The sequence below is a fragment of the Aeoliella fuhlenseeensis genome (assembly GCF_052161615.1).
Taxonomy (GTDB): domain Bacteria; phylum Planctomycetota; class Planctomycetia; order Pirellulales; family Lacipirellulaceae; genus Aeoliella.
Genome location: NZ_CP197417.1, coordinates 5,107,239 through 5,125,841, shown reverse-complemented (window position 1 = coordinate 5,125,841; position 18,603 = coordinate 5,107,239). Strand labels below are relative to the sequence as shown.

The following is an 18,603-nucleotide window of genomic DNA, read 5'->3' as shown; positions in this document are numbered from 1 at the left end:
GCTGAATCGAAGATGTATATCAGTGCGGTGTGCGAACAGCTGGATGGGTCGGTATGAGTTCTCCTCCCCCTCACCTCCAACAGTTTCCCGAGTCGGTACGGATTCGTCAATCGTCGCGCTCGGAAAAACCAAAAAATTCACACACGACCGCATTAACTGCCGGCTTTTCTGACCACTTTGCACGAATTGCCGCAGCAAGTGTAAAGCGAAGCTGACACCGGCAGAAGCGGTGCTAGCTGGCCGATTCGCTAACCGCCGAAGTGTGCGAGTGGTGCGGGGCGCTACCGAGTCGGGAAGAACCTTCCGCCGCCGCCTCACGTTTCTTCGCCTCGGTTTCCTCCTTGGGCTCCTTGCCCGCAAGTAGCGAGAAGAAGCAGGGGACCACGATGGTGCGAACGAAGAACGTATCGAGCAGCACGCCGAGCGACAGGGCGAAGCCGAGCTCGATCATGCCTCGTAGCGTGCCCGATGTCATGGCGACGAACGTGCCTGCCATGATGATGCCGCAACTGGTGATGATGCCACCGGTTTGCACCATCGCTTTGCGAAGCCCGCGGTGTGGTCCCAGCTTGGCCTGTTCTTCAACGATGCGGGTGGTGAGGTAGATGTTGTAGTCTTGCCCCACGGCGATGAGGATCACGAACAAGAAGATGGGAGCCTTCCAGTCGAGCCCGTCGAAGGTGCCTTGGTAGTACCAGTTGAAGAACATCTCCGTCATGCCGATTGTGGCGTAGTAGGAGAGCAGCACGGTAAGAATCAGGTACAGACAAACGATGGGCCGGCGGAGGATAACCATGATCACGGCGAGCACGGAGAGCACCACCAGGATCTTGATGGTTACTTCGTCCTCGGCGGTTACGTTAGCGAGGTCGCGCATGGCGGGGGAAGTTCCCACCAATTCGAACGTCGCACCCTTCCACGCCGGCATACCTTCGCGAATGGTGTCCCAGCTCTGTTGGCTCCCAGCAAACCAGTCGGGCTTCAGCTCGGCTAGTGGTTCGCCCTTGGAGATCGGCTTCAGCTTCTCTTCGATCGTGTCGACGAGGGCTCGCGCTTCGCGGGAGAAGGGGTCTTGATCGAGCACCAAGTGAAGCTGTGTCACTTTGCCCGCGTAGGGACCCGTCTCGGACACGAACGTGCTTTTCGCGAGGGGGCTACTAGCGACGGTGAGTTCGGTGAGGTTTTCGCTGCTACTCGGATCGCCGCCGCGTGGCTTGTACAGACTGCGGACGTCCATGACGCCGGGGATGTTGTATAGATACGTATTGAGAAAGGCGATGTCGTAGTTGCCAGCGTCGTTGAGACCACCTTCTGGTAGCGTGGCCATCACGGTCATCGGGGCCGTCTCGCCAGGCGGGAAGTACTCGCGGATCAGGTTGGTGCCCTGCTTGGTAGGCCGGTTGTCGGCGAGTTCGTTCATGAAGTCGTGCGTCACTTCGACGCTCAAACCTTCGATGATGAACACGGCCGATAGGCCCAAAGATACCCACAGGATCACGCCTGGGTATCGCATCACCGCCTTGGCGACAAAGTCCCATAGGGGCGAAATTCGCTTCATCTGCTCGTCGAACGGCAATCGTTCGAGCTCATCGTGCTTATCGGTCTCCACGCCGAACGGCCAGAAAACGAACTTGCCGAACGCCCGCAGCATGGCAGGAGCAAGCGTCAGAGAAGCCACGAGGGCGATGAACAGGCAGATGGCAACGACGGGGCCCGAGTAGACGAACTTGCCGTATTGGGCGAAGAACATCGTGGCGAGACCAAGGATGGTGGTGAAGGCACTCGCGGTGAGGGCGTCGCCCACGTGCGAGATGGCGGTGCCGGCGGCCTTGGGCAGTTCGGTACCCAGGCCCAGCTCTTCTTTGAAGCGAGCAATCAGGAACAAACAGAAGTCGGTCCCGGCGCCGAAGAGAATCACGATCACGAAAATCTTGGTCGTCGTGAAAATAGTGAACGTGCTGGTGTAGCCCGCGATGGTGACGTCGCCGGGGCCGAAGTTGTCGGCCATCAGGGCAACGACGTCGAAGGCAACGCTCAGGCTCACAGCGATCGTCGCCATGGGAATGATGACCAGCAGCGGAGCACGATAGATTAGCAGCAGGCAGAGAAGCACGAGAATGATGGTGGTCAACTCGGTGCTCTTCAAGCTGTCCTGGACCGACGACTGCATGTCGCCGCCGATGAGCGTCGAGCCGCTCAGTCCAATTTCGAGCCCTTCGGGGAGCTTTGCACTCACTCGCGCTTCGTCGACTAGTTGGGCTACGGCATTGAGGATTGGTACGTTCTCGATGGCCATCATGTCGGTGGTCAGGCGACCGACCACCATTACGGCGTGACCTTCGATCTGTCGCTCGCCTCGCGATCCGTTGGCGCCATTGGCGTGGCCGCGGCGAGTGTTCTTGAGCATGGGGCCAACGACGGGCGTCAGCTCGGTCCACACACGATTCTGGTCATCCGCCCAGGGCAGCGGAGGCGTAACGTAGCTAACCAATGCTCCGACAGTTCGTAGAGGGGTCGTCGCCGGATCGGGCACTTCTTTGCCGTGCTCCTTGACGAACGTCTGAACGACTTCCTTCACCTGTTCGCTAGTCAAGCCCAGCGTGCTATCGTTGGGCGTGGTCGCAGCAGCAGGATCGGCTGCGGCATCGCCGGGTGGAACGGCTGCCGACTGAAGGATCGAGTTGAGTCGAACCTTTTCGGGATCGACCTTGAATTTGGTTCTCAGCAGCTCGCGAAGCTGGTCCAGATTGTGGAAGGTGTCCTGCCCGAGTCCATTGAGCTGCGTGGCCACGTCGAGCGCGAACTGGCGGTCCGGTTTCGTCAGCGGTGCTTCTTTGCGTGCGAAGACCAGCACGATGGTGCTCTTGACCTTCTCGTCCGGAAACGCCTCCTGCAGAAGCGTGAGTCCCCGTCGGCTCGTAGAATCCTTGGGCAGGTAGTCGAAGTCGCCGTCGAGAGCTACCTTGTCCCAACTCGGGGCGACTAGCTTCAAGCCAACCGCCAGAACGATCCAGCCTATGAGAATCAACCGCCAATGGCGGTTCACCCAATTTCCAAGTAATGCGAACATCGATTATCGGCGGGGGGTGAGTAGCTGCGGAGTCTCGACGCGCAGGCGCAGCAACGCTTGCTCGTGGTCCGAAGTCCATGATGTTAACCCGGTTGCGGCAATTGTCCTAGTGGACAGCCCCGCCTTTTGGGGCGTATTGAGCGTCGAGCACCTAGGTAAAGTTCCTCCTAATCCACCTACGGTAGATGTTCCTGCGCGTTACACTATTTGCGGATAGCCACGGTGCGGTGGCCTCAGGACCGCTAGCATCCGAATAAACGGCGCTCCAGCGAACTTTGCCCGTGTTTTCGCGTAGTGCCCAGAAGCGAGCCGCTTCGCCGCGGGGTGTTGGCCCCGGGGGGGTGTGGCATGCTACAATCTTGCGCAGGGTTGCCTGTCCCTCCCAATCGGGGCAGGTTACTTCTCTTGTCGCAATTTACGGAACGATTAAAGGCGAATCTTACCCACCAGGCTGTTGATATGAGCTGGCTTGCTTCCGCAAGGCCGAAGGCGGTGTTGCGATTTATTGCGTGTGCGCTTGCGCCTTTGGCGCTTACGCCAGTCGTTACGGCGGCCGAACAGCGTCCCAACATCATCGTCATCCTGGCGGATGATATCGGTTATTCCGATATTGGCTGCTACGGTGGCGAGATCGCGACGCCCAACTTGGACAAGCTCGCCGCGGGAGGCGTCCGGTTCACCCACTTCTACAACACGGGGCGGTGCTGCCCCACCCGGGCAAGCTTACTCACGGGCCTCTATCCCCACCAAGCCGGCATGGGCTGGATGACGGGCTACCAAGGTACGGGTGGTTACGCGGGCGACCTCAATCGTCAGTGTGTCACTCTGGCCGAAGTGCTACGTCCCGCTGGCTACAACACCTACATGGTGGGCAAGTGGCACGTGACGCCCGCCCCCAAGCGACAGCAAGTCGAGGAGGACAAGATCAACCGCGACAACTGGCCTTTGTCACGCGGGTTTGATCGTTACTACGGAACCATTCAAGGTGCCGGAAGTTACTTCGATCCCGGCATGTTGGTACGTGACGAGGAATTGATCGCGCCCGAGAACCCCGAGTCTTACTACTACACCGATGCTTTGTCGGACAACGCATCACGGATGATTCGCGAGCACAATCGCCAGAAGCCGTTCATGATGTACCTGGCGTACACGGCTGCCCATTGGCCGTTGCATGCCAAGCCGGCCGACATGGCGAAGTACAAAGGGAAGTACAACGAGGGTTGGGACAAGATGCGCGAAGCCCGCCTTGCGCGGATGAAGGCCGAGGGGTTGGTGCCCGAAAATGCCGAACTCGCGCCGCATGTGAAGGAGTGGCAGCACGAAGAACTGCAGGACTGGCAAGCCGCGCGAATGGAAGCGTACGCCGCGATGATCGACTCGATGGATCAAGGAATCGGCCGCGTGGTCGAAACGCTTCGCAACACCGGGCAGCTCGATAATACACTGATTCTCTACTTGCAAGACAATGGTGCTTGCGCCGAAGAAGGTCGCAGCAACCAGGCCCGTGAAATGCGCGATAAGCTGGAGCCAGCCGATCCCATGGGAAAAGACGAGGTCCAATTGGCCTCGGTGCCAGAGTTTACACGCGACGGGCAGCCGGTGCTTTGGGGTCGTGGCGTGATGCCCGGTCCAGCCAATACCTACATGGAAGTGGGCCGCGAATGGGCGAACGCCTCGAACACGCCGTTTCGTTTGTTCAAGCACTATGTTCACGAAGGTGGCATCGCGACGCCGCTCATCGCCCACTGGCCGCGAGGTATTTCGCGACGTGGCGACCTCGAACACCAGCCGGGCCACCTGATCGACATCATGCCGACGCTTGTTGAACTTGCAGGCGCCACGTACCCCGAGAAGTTCCACGAGGGCGATCAGGCGATCACTCCCGTCGAAGGAGTCAGCCTGATCCCGGCGTTTGCGAGTAAACCATTGGAACGCAAAGAGCCGCTGTTCTGGGAACACGAGGGCAATCGAGCCGTTCGCCACGGTGATTGGAAGCTGGTGGCTCGTGGAGCGACGGGAAGTTGGCAGCTCTACAACTTGAAGGAAGATCCCAGCGAACTCACCGACTTGGCCGAAGACGAGCCCGAGCGCGTGGCGGAACTGAGCGGCATGTGGGGAGCCTGGGCGTCGCGAGCGGGTGTGTTGCCGCTGACTCCGTACTGGCCCAAGCCAGAAGCGGAAACGCAGAATGGTGGTGAAAAGCCGACACCCGCAGCGCAACCTGCCGCACCGCCGAAAGTCACCACCGCGTCTCCGTAACGTTGGTGCATGCTAGCGCCACGGCAACCAATCAAACCAGCCACCTTCGCCCTCGACGCGATGCATTTGTGGTAGTCGCGCAAGTTGCTTACGAAGCTGTCGGCTAACTGCCGTGCCGCGAACGTCCAGGTAGCGCAGATTACTTGCGGCCGTGACTTTCATCACGCCCGTGTCCGCGACGTCGGTATTCGCGAGCCGTAAGACTTCGAGGAACTGAAGTCCTTCCGAGTGATCGGCCAGCAGCAGGAGCTCGGTGTTGCCCACTTCGCAGCCGGTGAGGTCAATCTCGACCAAACGATCGGCAATGGCGGTGAAGTCCTGGCCGATGGTGTCTTCGAGCCAGTCGAGTTGCTGCACCTCGGCCCGGCCACCCCACGATTCGACCAGCCGCACGATCTCGCGCTGGGCGATGTACAGCGGCATCTGCAAGCCAATCCAGGGCAAGCGTTTGCCGTTGCGCTGCGCGAAAGCCAGGGCTTCTTCGAACGCCGATTGCAGGGCTTTGAACTGCTGCGAATCGCCCCCTTTGTCGGGATGGGCTTCCTTGGCCTTCTCGAGAAACGCGTGCCGCACGTCGGCGGGCGTGACGGGAACCGATAGGCCCAGCACTTCGAGGAACGGCCGCTTGCGTCGCGAACGCTTCACGATGCCCGCGTTGCGTTCGATGGCCGCGTCGAGTGCGGAGGCGGCTACAGGTTTATCCAGCTCGTCGGCCATAACTACCATCCACGTTTTGCGAAGCCACCAAGACCCGGCCAATTATACACAACGAGGGCAAGAATCGCACCACGCGGACGAAGTACCAAGGTGCCGACCGACTCACCCCTATCTCGACGCCCCATGCGAAATCCGCGTAAATGGAGTCCAGCAGCTTGCTCGGGCTGAGCGACAAGTCGCGGTAAGGGGTTTCTCCATATCCAACCAAGTGCCGATGAACGATCCTGACATACCCACCGAAGGCAGCATCCACAACTATTTGCTCTACACGCTGAGTCTCCCCGAGCGCGCGCTTCGAAGCACCGTTGGGGTTGCCGGCGGGATGGTGCGCGAGGGCGCGAACCTGCTGTTGCCGCAGGCGTTTCGTAGTTCGAAGAGCTACGAGATCGTCGTGCAGCAGGGCCTCGACTTCATGACCCGTGATATTGCGGGCGTGAAGCTCGCCGGCAGCGAGAACGACACGCCACAGATCGAAGGCTACGTTGCCAAGAAAACGGTCGGTGGGTTCGTCGAAATGGCGAGCCTTGCCACATTGCACCTTTCGCCGGCATTGTTACTCGCCGTGGTCAGCGACGTCGCATATGGCTCGCAGACTTACCTAAAAGAGTTGTCGCTCGAACTCAAACGCGAAGGGGTGATCGCCGAGGACTCGACCATCGACCACGCGAGCGATTTACTCGAAGCGATTCGCGAGTCGTCGGCCTTGAGTGCCCAAGTTTTCGACACGCCACCGCTGTCGATCGAAGGAATCACCCAAGCGATAGAGCAAACCACGAACTCGGTTAGTAAGATTGACCCCACCAAGGTGCTGCCCGCGGCCGAGATCGATCGGCTGTGGCGCGAGATGCACGAGGTGGCACGCGGAGAAGAAGTGACGCTGCTGGAAGTCTCCGGCGCGATGACGCTCCACACGCTCAACCGGCTCGGCAGGGCAGGGCAGGGGGCGCTTTCGGGAATCACGATCGCGGGCAGCTTGTTCGATCGACACGTGGTCGACCATTACCGAGTGGCTCTCACGGACATCCACTCCCGCGGCTACTACAACACGCTGGCGGAGGTCAGTCAGCCCTACATCGCCGCCGTGTGGGAGAATTTCTCGACCGAGAAGTCGACAATCACCCAGGATTTGCTAACGGGCAAACTGTTGGGAGATGCTACCCGCGCCGTCAGTGGCTGGTTCGGAAATAACAAAGAGGCTGCCACACCGGCGCCTACGGCCGACACCGATTTACCAGTCCCCAGCCCCGAGCCCCCACCCCCCAACTAGTCGCCCCAAACCGTCGCCAGCACCCGCCGCGGGGTCGCGCGATTGCGGTGCTCGACGAGGTAAATCCCCTGCCAAGTCCCAAGTGCTAACTGTCCATCTTGAATCGGGATGGTGAGCGATGCTCCCAGCAGTGAACTTTTGACGTGCGCGGGCATGTCGTCGGGGCCTTCGCACGTGTGGACGTACGGGAACGACTCGGGGGCGATGGCGTTCATCGAGGCCTCCAAGTCGACCTGAACGTCCGGGTCGGCGTTCTCGTTGATGGTGAGGCTCGCCGAAGTGTGCTGGAGGAACAGGTTGAGTAACCCCGTAGTGGTGGTTCGGATCTCCGGGACCTGGCGAACGACCTCACCGGTGATGAGGTGAAAACCACGGCGAAACGGGGAGAATTTGAGTTGGCGCTGCGACCAGGGCATGGCGTTGAGACCTCGCGAGTGGGGGTAGAATTCTCTCCAGGTTGGCGACTTCTGTGAGGCGAAACTAGCGCCGGTTTTGGTGTACGGGAAATTACTCCGGCAATCCGAAGCCCCTAAATTGCCTTTTCTTGGCAGGCTATCCAGACTTCGCCATCTAGGACATTTTGCCAGAAGTCGCAAAAAAAGGCCAAAAATCTGGAGTCAAGTCCCCTTCGAAAAACTTGACTTCCAAATTTCTCCAGTAATAATCGTGCGTTCAAGTTAACCAGTTCTTCATTCTCCGCAGCGGTGTAGGTTCACCTTTGGCGGCTGCAGAGCTTCCCTGACACGCTGGCCCACTATCCCGCCCTCGGCCGGCAACTGTATCGGATAATTGAGAGAGTACGATGCCTGACAACAAACTAGACAATGTTTTCGACGCCATTCTGAAGTATGGCCACGATGAGGATTTCGTGCCCCGCGTCGACGACACGTTCCAGCCCACCAGCGCTCCGGCCGGTTCGCCCGAGAAGCTGGAAATCCTGGCAGAGCGCGTTCGCCAAGGCCATCCCCTGTGGCACGACGAAGACCGCTTCGACTACAGCGGCCTGACCGGCGCTGTGCGCCCCCGCGACTGATTTCGGTCGAGCTGAGCTTCTCAGGATGAGGAGAGTCGTTCGACGCGAGAACTCGCAAGGTTGACCCACACACAAAAACCGCTGGCTTCCAAACGAAGCCAGCGGTTTTTTGTTTGCGCTAGGGTGACCCTCGATAGCCGGGCCGCCACGCGGGCCGCGAAAGAGTGGGGTCGTCCAATGGAACTCGTTTCGCGGAGGCAGGTGTGCCTCCGGCTATTGAAAAGCGTACTTGTAACGAAGCGTGACAGGTGACTTCACTTCCGCAACGTCAGTTAGAAATAGAACTAGCTTTCCGGTTTCGTCCAAATGGCGATGGGTAGCATCATGCAGGTGGCTTGAAGTGATGATCGGTTTTACTTCGAAATGCCCTCGATATTCGATCGCCCGCTCCAGCGGTTCTTCACGCACGCGGGCCGCGACGTCGAACGTTAGTAGGCACCCTTCGGCCTCGAACAGGACACTCGCCGACCAGTGCGTTCCATTCCCCGCGCCGTTAAGGAATAGAATCTTGCCGCCGTCGGTCTGTTGCTCGTGTAGTTCTTGATACACAGGCCCAAGCGGATCGTCGTCGACGCTTTTCCATTCGATGGTGGCCACGCCATCTTTCACCGCCGCGATGGTGTGCCCGAAGCGATCGCCGAGCCAATGGAAGTCGACGCGCAGGCCGCTTCCATTGTCGTTCAGCTTTTCGAGGGTCGCGCGTGGGATATCAGTCATCGAACCAAGAACTGCAGTTGCTCATTATCCCCCGACGGAAGTCGGGGGTTTGTTGATTGCCATTTGAAGCTGTGCGTGATGCGGAAAAACCCAAGGCTTCCGCCATGGGCTAACTTGGAATTCGAGTAGGGACTCAATCGTCGTCATCGTCGTCGACCACGGGTTGTCCCGCGCGCCAGCGGAGGGTGCTGTCGAGGAAGCCTTGGATATCGCCATCGAGCACCGCGTGGAAGCTTCCCATCTGGAACTTTGTCCGGGCGTCCTTCACGCGTTGGTCAGGGTGCAGGAAGTAGTTGCGAATCTGCGAGCCAAAGCCGCTCTTGGCTTGCTGTTGGTACTTGATCGCATCCTCCGCCTCGCGTTTCTCTTCCTCAATGCGGGCCATCCGAGCGCGAATCATCTTCCACGCGGTGGCGCGGTTCTTGTGTTGCGATCGTTCGTTCTGACACTGCACCACGATGCCGGTTGGGATGTGCGTCAGCCGCACCGCCGAGTCGGTCTTGTTGACGTGCTGGCCGCCGGCACCGCTGGCGCGATACGTGTCTTCGCGGATATCGTCTTCATCGATTTCGATGTCCACGGAGTCGTTGACTTCGGGCGATACGTCGATGGCGGCAAAGCTCGTCTGGCGTTTGCCTTCGGAGTTAAACGGGCTGATCCGAACTAAACGGTGGATGCCGGTTTCGCCGCGGAGGTAGCCGTAGGCCATGGGGCCGCGGATTGCGATCGTGGCGCTGTTGATGCCCGCCTGGTCGTTATCCTGACGGTCGATCAGCTCGACCTTGTAGTCGTTCTTGCTAGCCCACTGAATGTACATCCTCAGCAGCATTTCGGCCCAGTCGTTGGCGTCGGTACCGCCGTCGCGGGCGTTGATGCTCATGATGGCCCCCGCGGCGTCGTGCGTGCCGGAGAGCAAGGCGCTGAGCTTCAGCTTCTCGATGAGCTCTTCGATCCGCGCAACCTCGGCGGGGACTTCGGCGGCAAGGTCTTCGTCCTCGTCGGCCATCTCGACCATCGCCACCAGGTCGTCAGCCGCCGCCATCGCCACGTCGAGCGGCCCCACGATGGAGCCGAGCGACTTCATCTCGCCGATTTTCTCCTGGGCCTTCTCTTGGTTGTCCCAGAAGCTGGGCTGACCCTGCTCGGCTTCAATCTCCGCTATGCGTGCCTTTTTAGTGGCGTAGTCAAAGAGAGTCCCTGAGCTGCGTCAGGGCCTCCTGAATGTGGCCCGTGCGGTCGACGTATTCCTTTTCCATGGTGGCGTGCGCTTTCTCGAGTAGCGGGGGCTCGCAGGGTTTTGAAAACCGAAGTCTTGTCGACTCCGGCTACGGAATTATAAGTACCTACCGCATGACCCGCGAGGGCGGGCCGTTGTTCGCAGCCCGTCTCGTGCCTATGCTGCAATCATGGCACGCGTGGTCCTGGCAATGAGCGGAGGGGTCGATTCGAGCGTGGCGGCCCACTTGCTTCTCGAAGCGGGTCACCAGGTGGTCGGCGTCTTCATGCGCCATGGCGAACAGAGCCCGGCAGTATGCAACCTCGCGTCCGGGGTCGGGGACGACCCGACTCACCCGAAGCCTTCGTTGCAACTTCCCATTGCGAGGCTCGATCACAAGCAGGGGTGCTGCACGGCGGCCGATGCCGAGGACGCGCGGCGCGTGGCGGATCGACTCAATATTCCGTTCTATGCCATCGATCTGAACGAAGAGTTCGGGCGGATCATGGACTACTTCACCGCCGAGTACGTACGAGGTCGCACGCCAAATCCCTGCGTGCAGTGCAACAACTGGATCAAGTTTGGCAAGCTGTTCGACTATGCCGATTCGGTGAATGCCGAGTTCGTGGCGACGGGGCATTATGCGCGAATGGTCGAGCGTGACGGCGAAGCGGCTCTGATTCGCGGCATCGACGATGCCAAGGACCAGTCGTACGTGCTGTTCGGCATCAAGCAACATTACCTAAAGCGAATGATGCTACCGGTGGGCGAGTATCGTAAGCCGGCGATTCGCGAACTGGCGGCCAAGGTCGGTATGAACGTCGCCGAGAAGAAGGATAGCCAGGAGATTTGCTTCGTCACGAGCGGCCGTTACGACGAGTTCGTGAAACGCCGCCGCGAAGGCGAGACGACGCCTGGCGAGTTCGTTACTACTTCGGGCGAGGTGGTCGGCCAGCACGCGGGTATCGAAGGGTTCACGGTGGGGCAGCGCAAGGGCCTTGGCGTCGCGCTTGGCGAACGGAAGTTCGTCGTCCGCATCGAACCCGATACGCACCGCGTCGTGCTGGGCGACCGCGAAGAACTCGGTCGCCGCGAACTTACGGCCAGCGACTGCAATTGGCTCACCGAAATTCCCGTGGACCAGCCGCTCCGCGGCCTCGCCCAAATACGGTACAACGCCCCCGCCGCGCCGGCGGAGTTCATGCGACAGGAGGGCGGTCGCCTTTCGGTCACTTTCGACGAACCCCAATTCGCCGTCGCCCCCGGACAAGCGGTGGTGTGCTACGACACCGACCGCGTGCTGGGCGGGGGATGGATTGATTAATCCGTTCAGCCACGGATGAACACGGATCGACACGGATAGAACTTGACGTCCATCCGTGCTAATCCGTGTGTATCCGTGGCTAAATAATCGACATGGTTTCCATTATGCCCAATAAACTCTCAGGCGAAACGTCGCCCTATCTGCTTCAGCATCAAAACAATCCCGTGGACTGGTATCCGTGGGGGCCCGAGGCGCTTGCGCGGGCGCGGGACGAGGAGAAGCCGATCTTTCTTTCGATTGGGTACTCGTCGTGTCACTGGTGCCATGTGATGGAGCACGAGAGTTTTGAAGACCCTCGCATCGCGCGGCTGATGAACGAGAAGTTCGTTTGCATCAAGGTCGATCGCGAGGAGCGGCCCGATCTCGATCAGATCTACATGAACGCCGTGCAGCTGATGACGGGACACGGCGGCTGGCCGATGAGCGTGTTCCTGACGCCCGACCTGAAGCCATTCTACGGTGGCACCTACTGGCCACCCACCGCGTCGCGTGGCATGCCCGGATTCGATCAGGTGCTGATGGCGGTGGACGACGCGTGGTCGAATCGCCGCGATCAGGCTCTCGCCGGTGCCGAGCAACTGACCGGCGAGCTCGAACAGATCACCCGCAAGGGTGCCGAGGGCGTACGTGTGCCCTTGAACGCCGACATCTTGAGCGCCGCCGCGCATTCGCTCGAACGCATGTTCGATCCCATTTACGGCGGATTCGGCGAAGCGCCGAAGTTCCCCCATCCCTTCGAACTGCAACTCGTACTCCGCTGGTGGAAACGTTCGGGGCTCGATCGCTGGTGGGACATCGTGCGACTGTCGCTCGACAAGATGTATCAAGGGGGCATGTACGACCACCTCGGCGGCGGCTTCGCTCGCTATAGCGTCGACGCGCGTTGGCTGGTGCCGCACTTTGAGAAGATGCTGTACGACAACGCGCTGCTCGCGGTGGTTTATCTCGAAGCCTACCAAGTGAGTGGCGAAGAGCGTTATCGCACGGTGGTGACCGAGACGCTCGACTACTTGCTCCGTGACATGTGCGACCCGGCCGGTGGTTTCTACAGCGCCGAAGACGCCGACAGCGAGGGTGTCGAGGGCAAGTTCTACGTGTGGACGGCCAGCGAAGTCCGCGAGGTGCTCGGCGACGCGGCGGCCGAGACGTTCTCGCGTGTGTACGACATCACCGAGCGGGGTAACTTCGAGGGGCACAGCATTGCTAATTTGCCAAAGACCATCGAGCAACAAGCGAAGTTACTCAGTCGTGACGTGGAGGAACTTCGAACGGAGCTTGCCGCGAGCCGCGAGAAACTACTTGCGGTTCGTGCGAAGCGAGTTCGCCCCGGCCTCGACGACAAGGTGCTGGTGAGCTGGAACGGTCTGGCGATCGACGCCTTCGCCCGGGCGGGAGCATGCCTGGGCGAGGAACGATACATTGCGGCGGCCAAGAAGGCGGCTGATTTCATCCTGGCGAATATGCGTGACACGGGCGGGCGGTTGCTACACACGTGGCGCGGCGGCACGGCCAAGCTCGCCGCGTACCTCGACGACTACACCGCGCTCGCCAATGCGCTGGTGAGCTTGTACGAAGCAACGTTCGAGGAGCGTTACATCGCCGCGAGCACCGAATTGATGGGTATCGTGCTCGCGAGATTCAGCGGCGGCGACGATGCGGGATTCTACTTCACCGCCGACGATCACGAGCAATTGCTCACGCGCAACAAGGACCTGACCGACAACGCCACGCCTGGCGGCAATTCGCTGGCGGCGCTCGCACTGATTCGCCTTGGCAAACTCACTGGCCGAAGCGAGTATCTGGACACGGCCCACGCGATCCTTGCCGCTGCCGCACCGCTGATGCAGCAAATTCCAATGGCGACCGGCGAGATGCTCATCGGGCTCGACCTGTGGGTCGGGCCGACGCCGGAGCTCGTGTTCGTTGGGGCAGGAGCGAATGAGCTCGCCACATCGGCGAAGCGGAAGTTCTTGCCGCGGGCGTTGGTGGCGGCCCGCGAAGAAGCGACACCTGGGGCGGTGCTCGATGATCTGTTTGCGGGGCGCGATACCGCCGGTGACGTGGCTCTCTACGTTTGCGAGAACCACACTTGCCAGGCACCAGTGGTAGGTCGCGCGGCGATTGAGAAGGCGATCGAGAAACTTTGATGCTACTGAGCTGAAGCGATGAAAGGCCCCTCTCCCAGACCCTCACCCGGGTCGGGGAGAGGGGACTCGCACTACATCTTCTGCCCTTCGCGGAGCAACTCTTCCATCCGTTCGATCTGCTTCTCGCTACGGGCGATGAGTTCGCGGAGGATTAGAATCTTCGTGTCGAGTTGCCCGTTCACGTCGCGGCTCAGTTGGGCGAGTTCGACTTGTTGCTGCTCGATAACGGCCATGCTGTCGTGCATTGCCCCGTCCCACTTCGATTTCGGTCGCGGCTGGGCGTCGATTGGCCGCGTGTCGAACCTCCGCTTTCTTCCGCCGAAGTACCGGTAGCTCCGCCGCATGAGCAGCGCCGTCAGCAGCGCGATACCCGCGAGGAACATCAGGATCGAACCCAACTGCATGGCGAGCATGGCTGTTCCTTGCTACTAGTTCCGTGCAAACGCAGCGCTCGCCGCCGCGTAAACTTCCGCCAGCTTGGTCCCCGAAGCCTCCGCGGCGCGGCGGCACGATTCGTATTCAGGGGCGAAACGCTCGGTGCCGTCGGGGAGCGTGGCGACGGTGCCGCGGAGCACGCCAAGCGGAGTCTCCACTTCTACGTGTCGGCGGGGAAGGACTCGTCGCTCGACCAATTGCCGGCGAAGTCCGAGCGTGGTGGTTTCGCGGAACACGATGCCCTCCAGCAGATCGGCTTTGTCTTGGGGGCACTGCACGGTGAGTTGCACGCCTGGCCGGCCCTTCTTCATCTGGATAGGCGTTAGGGCGACGTCGAGCGCACCGGCCTGCCAGAGTTGCTCCGCACAGTAGCCAATCTGCTCGCCCGGCGTGTCGTCGAGGTTCGTTTCGAGCACTACAATCTTGTCGCTCTGCAATCCGGTTGGCGCATCGGTTGTTTCACCAACGATCAATCGCAGGACGTTGGCGTGATCGAAGTCCTTTTGGCCGGCCCCAAGACCGATCTTCTCAATCTTCATCGCTGGCATGGGGCCGAACTCGCTGGCGAGCGTCGTAACGATCGCCGCACCAGTAGGCGTGGTGAGCTCGCCCTCGGGAGCGAAGTCGGCCAGCGGCACGCCGGTGAGAAGTTCTGCCGTGGCCGGCGCAGGGATCGCGCACCGGCCATGAGCAATTTGGATGAATCCCGTACCGGTCGGAATGGGCGAGCAAACGACGCGGTCCACGCCCAACAGGTCCCAACCAATCGCCGCGCCAATGATGTCGGCAATGGAGTCCACCGCACCGACTTCGTGAAAGTGCACCTTCTCAATAGTACTGCCGTGCACCTTGGCTTCGGCCTGAGCGAGACGCAAGAAAATGTCGCCGGCGAGTTTTTTCTGCTTGTCGCTCAGGGTGCTGCGATCGATCATCGCCGTGATGTGGTGCAGGTGGCGATGGGCGTGCTCGGGTTCGTGCTCGACGACAATTTGCGTCGCGCGAAAGCCCTTCTTCTTGACCTGTGTCGCAACGAGCTTGCAGCTTGGCAGGCCGAGCGAATCGATGCCCGCTTGCAGTGCGGCGATGTCGACACCGGCGTCGACCAAGGCTCCGAGGGTCATGTCGCCGCTGATTCCGCTGGCACTATCGAGGTAGGCAATACGCATGGTGATCTTGCTAGCAATACGAGTGAGCTGTGATGGCGTGAATTCTAGGCCTCGGTGGGCCGCGGCGTCGACGTTGACTGGTTCGCCGAGATTCCCTAGTGTCTCGAAGTCAAAATAGGCCCGCGAGCCCTTCGCAGCCGCACGACGTTATACCATGAGCACCCTCGCCCCATCACCTCCCGCCAATCGCACGCTCAGGCCGCGGATCCCCGATCGGCTGAAGGTGCTGTACGTCACGACGCTTCACCGCACGAGCACGTGGCTTGCCGAGGCGTTTGCCACGGACAATGCGTCGCGTGTGACCCTCCGCGAGTCGGTCGGCGTGACGGCGGGGCTTGCCATGATGCGCGACGAGGTGTTCGACGCCGTGGTGGTGTACCACGAGCCCGGCGTGCTCGACGCCCTTGATTTCGTCGAGGCGCTTCGCACCGGCGGGCATGAGGAACCGATCATCGTCCTGGGAGTTGAAGCCCCGCAGTCGTTCGAAGTGCTGGCGTACGAAGTTGGCGCGGACGCCTACTGCTCGATGAAACAAACCACCACACGCAGCCTGCTGTGGGAGTTCGCCCGCGCGATCCGCCGGCACGAACTGGTCCGCGAAAACAGCCGGTTGGTAGAGGCCGAACGGCAGCGCCTCACCGCCGAGCATGCCGAGGCCGAACGACTTCTGGGCGAACAGCGAACGCTGCTCAGCGAACTCGAAGCGATTGACTCGGGCGAAGTCGACGCGGGCGACGAATTGCCAGGCTTGCTTGGCTCTACCACCGGACGCACGCCCCGGCGATCGCTCCCCACGGTGCTCGTGGATCATTATAGAAGCCTGCTGCAAACCTACGTCGTCATGGGCTCGGGCAATCTAACCGAAGAGCTTACACGCCTCGCCGAGTTACTCATCGATGCTCGCGTGTCCGCCCAACAAGTAATCGCCCTGCACGTCGAAGTGCTCGAAGGGATGATCCATGGCCTCGGCCGCCGGAGCGCTCGGCACGTGATGAACCGCGCCGACCTGCTGGTGCTCGAAGTCACCGTGCATCTGGCCGACGGTTATCGGCACCGCGAAGAGTCACGCCGCGCGAGGTGCGAACAGCGGTTGCTGCCAGGATTCGCCGAGGCGGATGTGTATCCGCGGAGCATTGCGCACCCTCTGTCCGATTGATTGTGGGAGGCCTCTCCGAGGCCGACTCTTTCCGCACTCACCGGGCTCGGAGAGCCCTCCCACAGAATTGGAGCATCTACGCCGCGCGGAACGATTGCGAGTCGAGCTGCGTCTTGGATCCCGCCACCTGCTTGACGTACAGGTCCATTTGCGGGAACGGAATCTCCAGCCCCGCGGCGTCGAGATGCATCTTCACCGAGCGAATGAGCGCTTGCTTCACGTCGCCGAAATCGCTGGTGGGAGCCCACACGCGTACGGACCAATCCACGCTCGACGCACCTAGGGCCATCAATACAATAGCTGGCTCGGGTTCGGTGTAGGCACCCTCGGTGGCGTTGGCCGCTTCGGTCAGCACGCGGCGTGTCTCGTCGATATCGGCAGCGTACGACACTCCAACCTCGACATCGACGCGACGCTTTTTGTGGTACGTCACGTTCTCGATCACCGCGCCGAAGATGGAGCTATTCGGCACAATAATCCGGCGGTTGTCGAAGGTGTCGATTGTGGTGGTGAAGAGCTCAATCTCGTCCACCTTGCCGAGGAAACCCGCCACGTTGACGATGTCGCCTACCTTGTAGGGGCGAAACACCAACAGCATGGCCCCGGCGGCGAAGTTCGATAGGGTTCCCTGAAACGCGAGGCCAATCGCAAAGCCGGTCGCACCAAGGATGGCCGCGAAACTTGCTGTTTCGACGCCAAACCTGGATAAGCACGCAAGCGCCGCAAGTAGGATGATGCCCCACCAAGTGAGCTTGGCGAGGAACAGGGTGAGCGTTTCGTCGAACCGCAACTTTCGCAGGCTGGTTTTCACAAAGCCCGATGCCCACCCGGCCAGCGTCCACGCAAGGGTCAGCAGCACGAATAGTAGCGCGACTCGCGTACCGTAGTACTCGGCCAACGACACCCACTGCGTCGGCGACAGATCGAACTGAAACATCATCAGCTTCTTGAGCGCGACGACATGCTCGGGAACGCTGGCAGTAGTCACTTTGACAACCGGCGTGGTTGAAGTAGCAGCGGCAGCTTGAGCGAGCACGAACATGGGTTAGGTCCAAAGCACCAAAATGGAAGAATGCAGGGACCTAAATATCAGAAAGCATCACAGACGCTCAATGGGAACTTATTCCCAGAAGCCCGTCCACCGCTCGGCCAATGTCCGCTTGCCGCATCAGCGATTCGCCTACCAGGATCGCATTCACACCCGCGTCTGCTAGCAGCCGGACGTCGGCGTGTGTCCTGATGCCACTCTCGCCGACGAGCAGTTTGTCGTCCGGCACCGCTTTGCGGATGTTGAGCGTGTGATTCAGGTTGACTTCGAACGTGTGCAGGTTGCGGTTATTGACGCCGATGAGCGTTGCGCCAGCCGCCAGAACGTGCTCGAGGTTTGCCGGCTCATAGAGTTCGACCAAAGCGGTAAGCCCCAGCTCGTTCGCCTGGGCGTGCAGCGTTGCTAGCTCCGCCGGCGTCAGGCACTCGGCGATCAGCAGCACCGCATCGGCACCCGCCACGCGGGCTTCGACCAGTTGGTACTCGTCGAGCACGAAGTCCTTCCGCAGCACCGGAATGCCCACGGCCTGGCGAACCGCCCGCAGGTAGTCGAGATGCCCTTGGAAGTACTGCTCGTCCGTCAGCACGCTGAGGCATGCCGCACCATGCTGCTCGTAAATCTTCGCGATCGCCACGGGGTCGAAGTCCTCGCGGATCAGCCCCACGGACGGGCTCGCCTTCTTCACCTCGGCGATCAGCTTGATCGGCCCGGGGGCGGCAATCGCCGCGTGGAAATCGCGGACCGGCGGGGCATCTTTCAGCTGCGCCCGCAATTCGGCGAGCGGCTGGCCCACTTTGGCGGCAGCGATCTCTTGGCGTTTGGTGGCGACGATCTTATCGAGAATGGTGGACATGGAGGGTAAGTTTCAAGAGTCACGAAGCGAAGGGCAAGGACCCCCGCATGCCGCATCGGGTCATGGGTCCTTGGACATTGATCATTCCGGCACCGGTGGATCACAATACTTGGCATTCCCCCACCCGGACGAACCTCCTATTATCGGCGCGCGAGCGGGTGTGTGCTAGCATGCGCCGAACCGATTTGCACACCC

Annotated in this window: 15 protein-coding genes; 6 read left to right on the top strand and 9 right to left on the bottom strand. The window is 60.6% G+C overall.

Annotation, left to right across the window (positions count from 1 at the left end):
- Positions 1-232: 232 nt before the first annotated feature.
- A complete protein-coding gene (locus SH292x_RS20075) occupies positions 233-3,070 on the bottom strand; it encodes an MMPL family transporter (RefSeq protein ID WP_442482809.1) in 2,838 nt (945 codons plus the stop codon).
- A gap of 459 nt (positions 3,071-3,529) precedes the next feature.
- Between SH292x_RS20075 and SH292x_RS20070 the strand changes: the two genes are divergently transcribed.
- Positions 3,530-5,329: an arylsulfatase gene (locus SH292x_RS20070; RefSeq protein WP_442482808.1), complete on the top strand. Its 1,800-nt coding sequence runs from the start codon at positions 3,530-3,532 to the stop codon at positions 5,327-5,329.
- Positions 5,330-5,341: 12 nt separating this feature from the next.
- On the opposite strand, the gene SH292x_RS20065 is transcribed toward SH292x_RS20070, so the two are convergent.
- A complete protein-coding gene (locus SH292x_RS20065) occupies positions 5,342-6,046 on the bottom strand; it encodes a J domain-containing protein (RefSeq protein ID WP_442482807.1) in 705 nt (234 codons plus the stop codon).
- Positions 6,047-6,260: 214 nt separating this feature from the next.
- Here SH292x_RS20065 and SH292x_RS20060 point away from each other — a divergent pair, with 214 nt between their 5' ends.
- Complete coding sequence (locus tag SH292x_RS20060) at positions 6,261-7,313, top strand: hypothetical protein (RefSeq protein WP_442482806.1); 1,053 nt, start codon at positions 6,261-6,263, stop codon at positions 7,311-7,313.
- Here the strand turns inward: SH292x_RS20060 and SH292x_RS20055 are convergent.
- Positions 7,310-7,729 (bottom strand): secondary thiamine-phosphate synthase enzyme YjbQ, encoded by a 420-nt coding sequence (locus SH292x_RS20055; protein WP_442482805.1) that lies wholly within the window; start codon positions 7,727-7,729, stop codon positions 7,310-7,312. The genes SH292x_RS20060 and SH292x_RS20055 overlap by 4 nt on opposite strands.
- Before the next feature lie 386 nt (positions 7,730-8,115).
- On the opposite strand from SH292x_RS20055, the gene SH292x_RS20050 reads away from it, so the two are divergent.
- On the top strand, positions 8,116-8,346 hold the full coding sequence (locus SH292x_RS20050; protein WP_442482804.1) for a hypothetical protein: 231 nt from the start codon (positions 8,116-8,118) through the stop codon (positions 8,344-8,346).
- A 213-nt stretch (positions 8,347-8,559) separates the two neighbouring features.
- Here SH292x_RS20050 and SH292x_RS20045 read toward each other — a convergent pair whose 3' ends face one another.
- Together SH292x_RS20045 and prfB are read right to left on the bottom strand one after the other, a co-directional pair.
- Positions 8,560-9,063, bottom strand: coding sequence for a hypothetical protein (locus SH292x_RS20045; protein ID WP_442482803.1), 504 nt, complete (start codon positions 9,061-9,063; stop codon positions 8,560-8,562).
- Between the two features lie 133 nt (positions 9,064-9,196).
- Positions 9,197-10,319 (bottom strand): peptide chain release factor 2 gene (gene prfB, locus SH292x_RS20040; protein ID WP_442482802.1). Its coding sequence is split into 2 segments (ribosomal slippage): positions 9,197-10,249 and positions 10,251-10,319, totalling 1,122 coding nucleotides; the frame shifts between segments, so codons are not numbered across the junction.
- Positions 10,320-10,469: 150 nt separating this feature from the next.
- On the opposite strand from prfB, the gene mnmA reads away from it, so the two are divergent.
- Both mnmA and SH292x_RS20030 read left to right on the top strand, forming a co-directional pair.
- Positions 10,470-11,603 carry a tRNA 2-thiouridine(34) synthase MnmA gene (mnmA, locus tag SH292x_RS20035; RefSeq protein ID WP_442482801.1) on the top strand — a complete coding sequence of 378 codons (1,134 nt, stop codon included), beginning with the start codon at positions 10,470-10,472 and terminating at the stop codon, positions 11,601-11,603.
- Between the two features lie 104 nt (positions 11,604-11,707).
- The gene (locus SH292x_RS20030; RefSeq protein ID WP_442482800.1) at positions 11,708-13,750 is read left to right on the top strand and encodes a thioredoxin domain-containing protein; all 2,043 of its coding nucleotides are present in this window, start codon (positions 11,708-11,710) and stop codon (positions 13,748-13,750) included.
- 71 nt (positions 13,751-13,821) lie between these two features.
- On the opposite strand, the gene SH292x_RS20025 is transcribed toward SH292x_RS20030, so the two are convergent.
- The gene (locus SH292x_RS20025) at positions 13,822-14,163 is read right to left on the bottom strand and encodes a hypothetical protein (protein ID WP_442482799.1); all 342 of its coding nucleotides are present in this window, start codon (positions 14,161-14,163) and stop codon (positions 13,822-13,824) included.
- A 15-nt stretch (positions 14,164-14,178) separates the two neighbouring features.
- Positions 14,179-15,351, bottom strand: coding sequence for a nickel pincer cofactor biosynthesis protein LarC (larC, locus tag SH292x_RS20020; protein ID WP_442482798.1), 1,173 nt, complete (start codon positions 15,349-15,351; stop codon positions 14,179-14,181).
- Positions 15,352-15,505: 154 nt separating this feature from the next.
- Here larC and SH292x_RS20015 point away from each other — a divergent pair, with 154 nt between their 5' ends.
- Positions 15,506-16,507: a hypothetical protein gene (locus SH292x_RS20015; protein ID WP_442482797.1), complete on the top strand. Its 1,002-nt coding sequence runs from the start codon at positions 15,506-15,508 to the stop codon at positions 16,505-16,507.
- Positions 16,508-16,583: 76 nt separating this feature from the next.
- Here the strand turns inward: SH292x_RS20015 and SH292x_RS20010 are convergent, their stop codons facing one another.
- Both SH292x_RS20010 and trpC read right to left on the bottom strand, forming a co-directional pair.
- Positions 16,584-17,549: a mechanosensitive ion channel family protein gene (locus tag SH292x_RS20010; RefSeq protein WP_442482796.1), complete on the bottom strand. Its 966-nt coding sequence runs from the start codon at positions 17,547-17,549 to the stop codon at positions 16,584-16,586.
- Between the two features lie 67 nt (positions 17,550-17,616).
- Positions 17,617-18,408, bottom strand: coding sequence for an indole-3-glycerol phosphate synthase TrpC (gene trpC / locus SH292x_RS20005; RefSeq protein ID WP_442482795.1), 792 nt, complete (start codon positions 18,406-18,408; stop codon positions 17,617-17,619).
- Positions 18,409-18,603 lie beyond the last annotated feature (195 nt).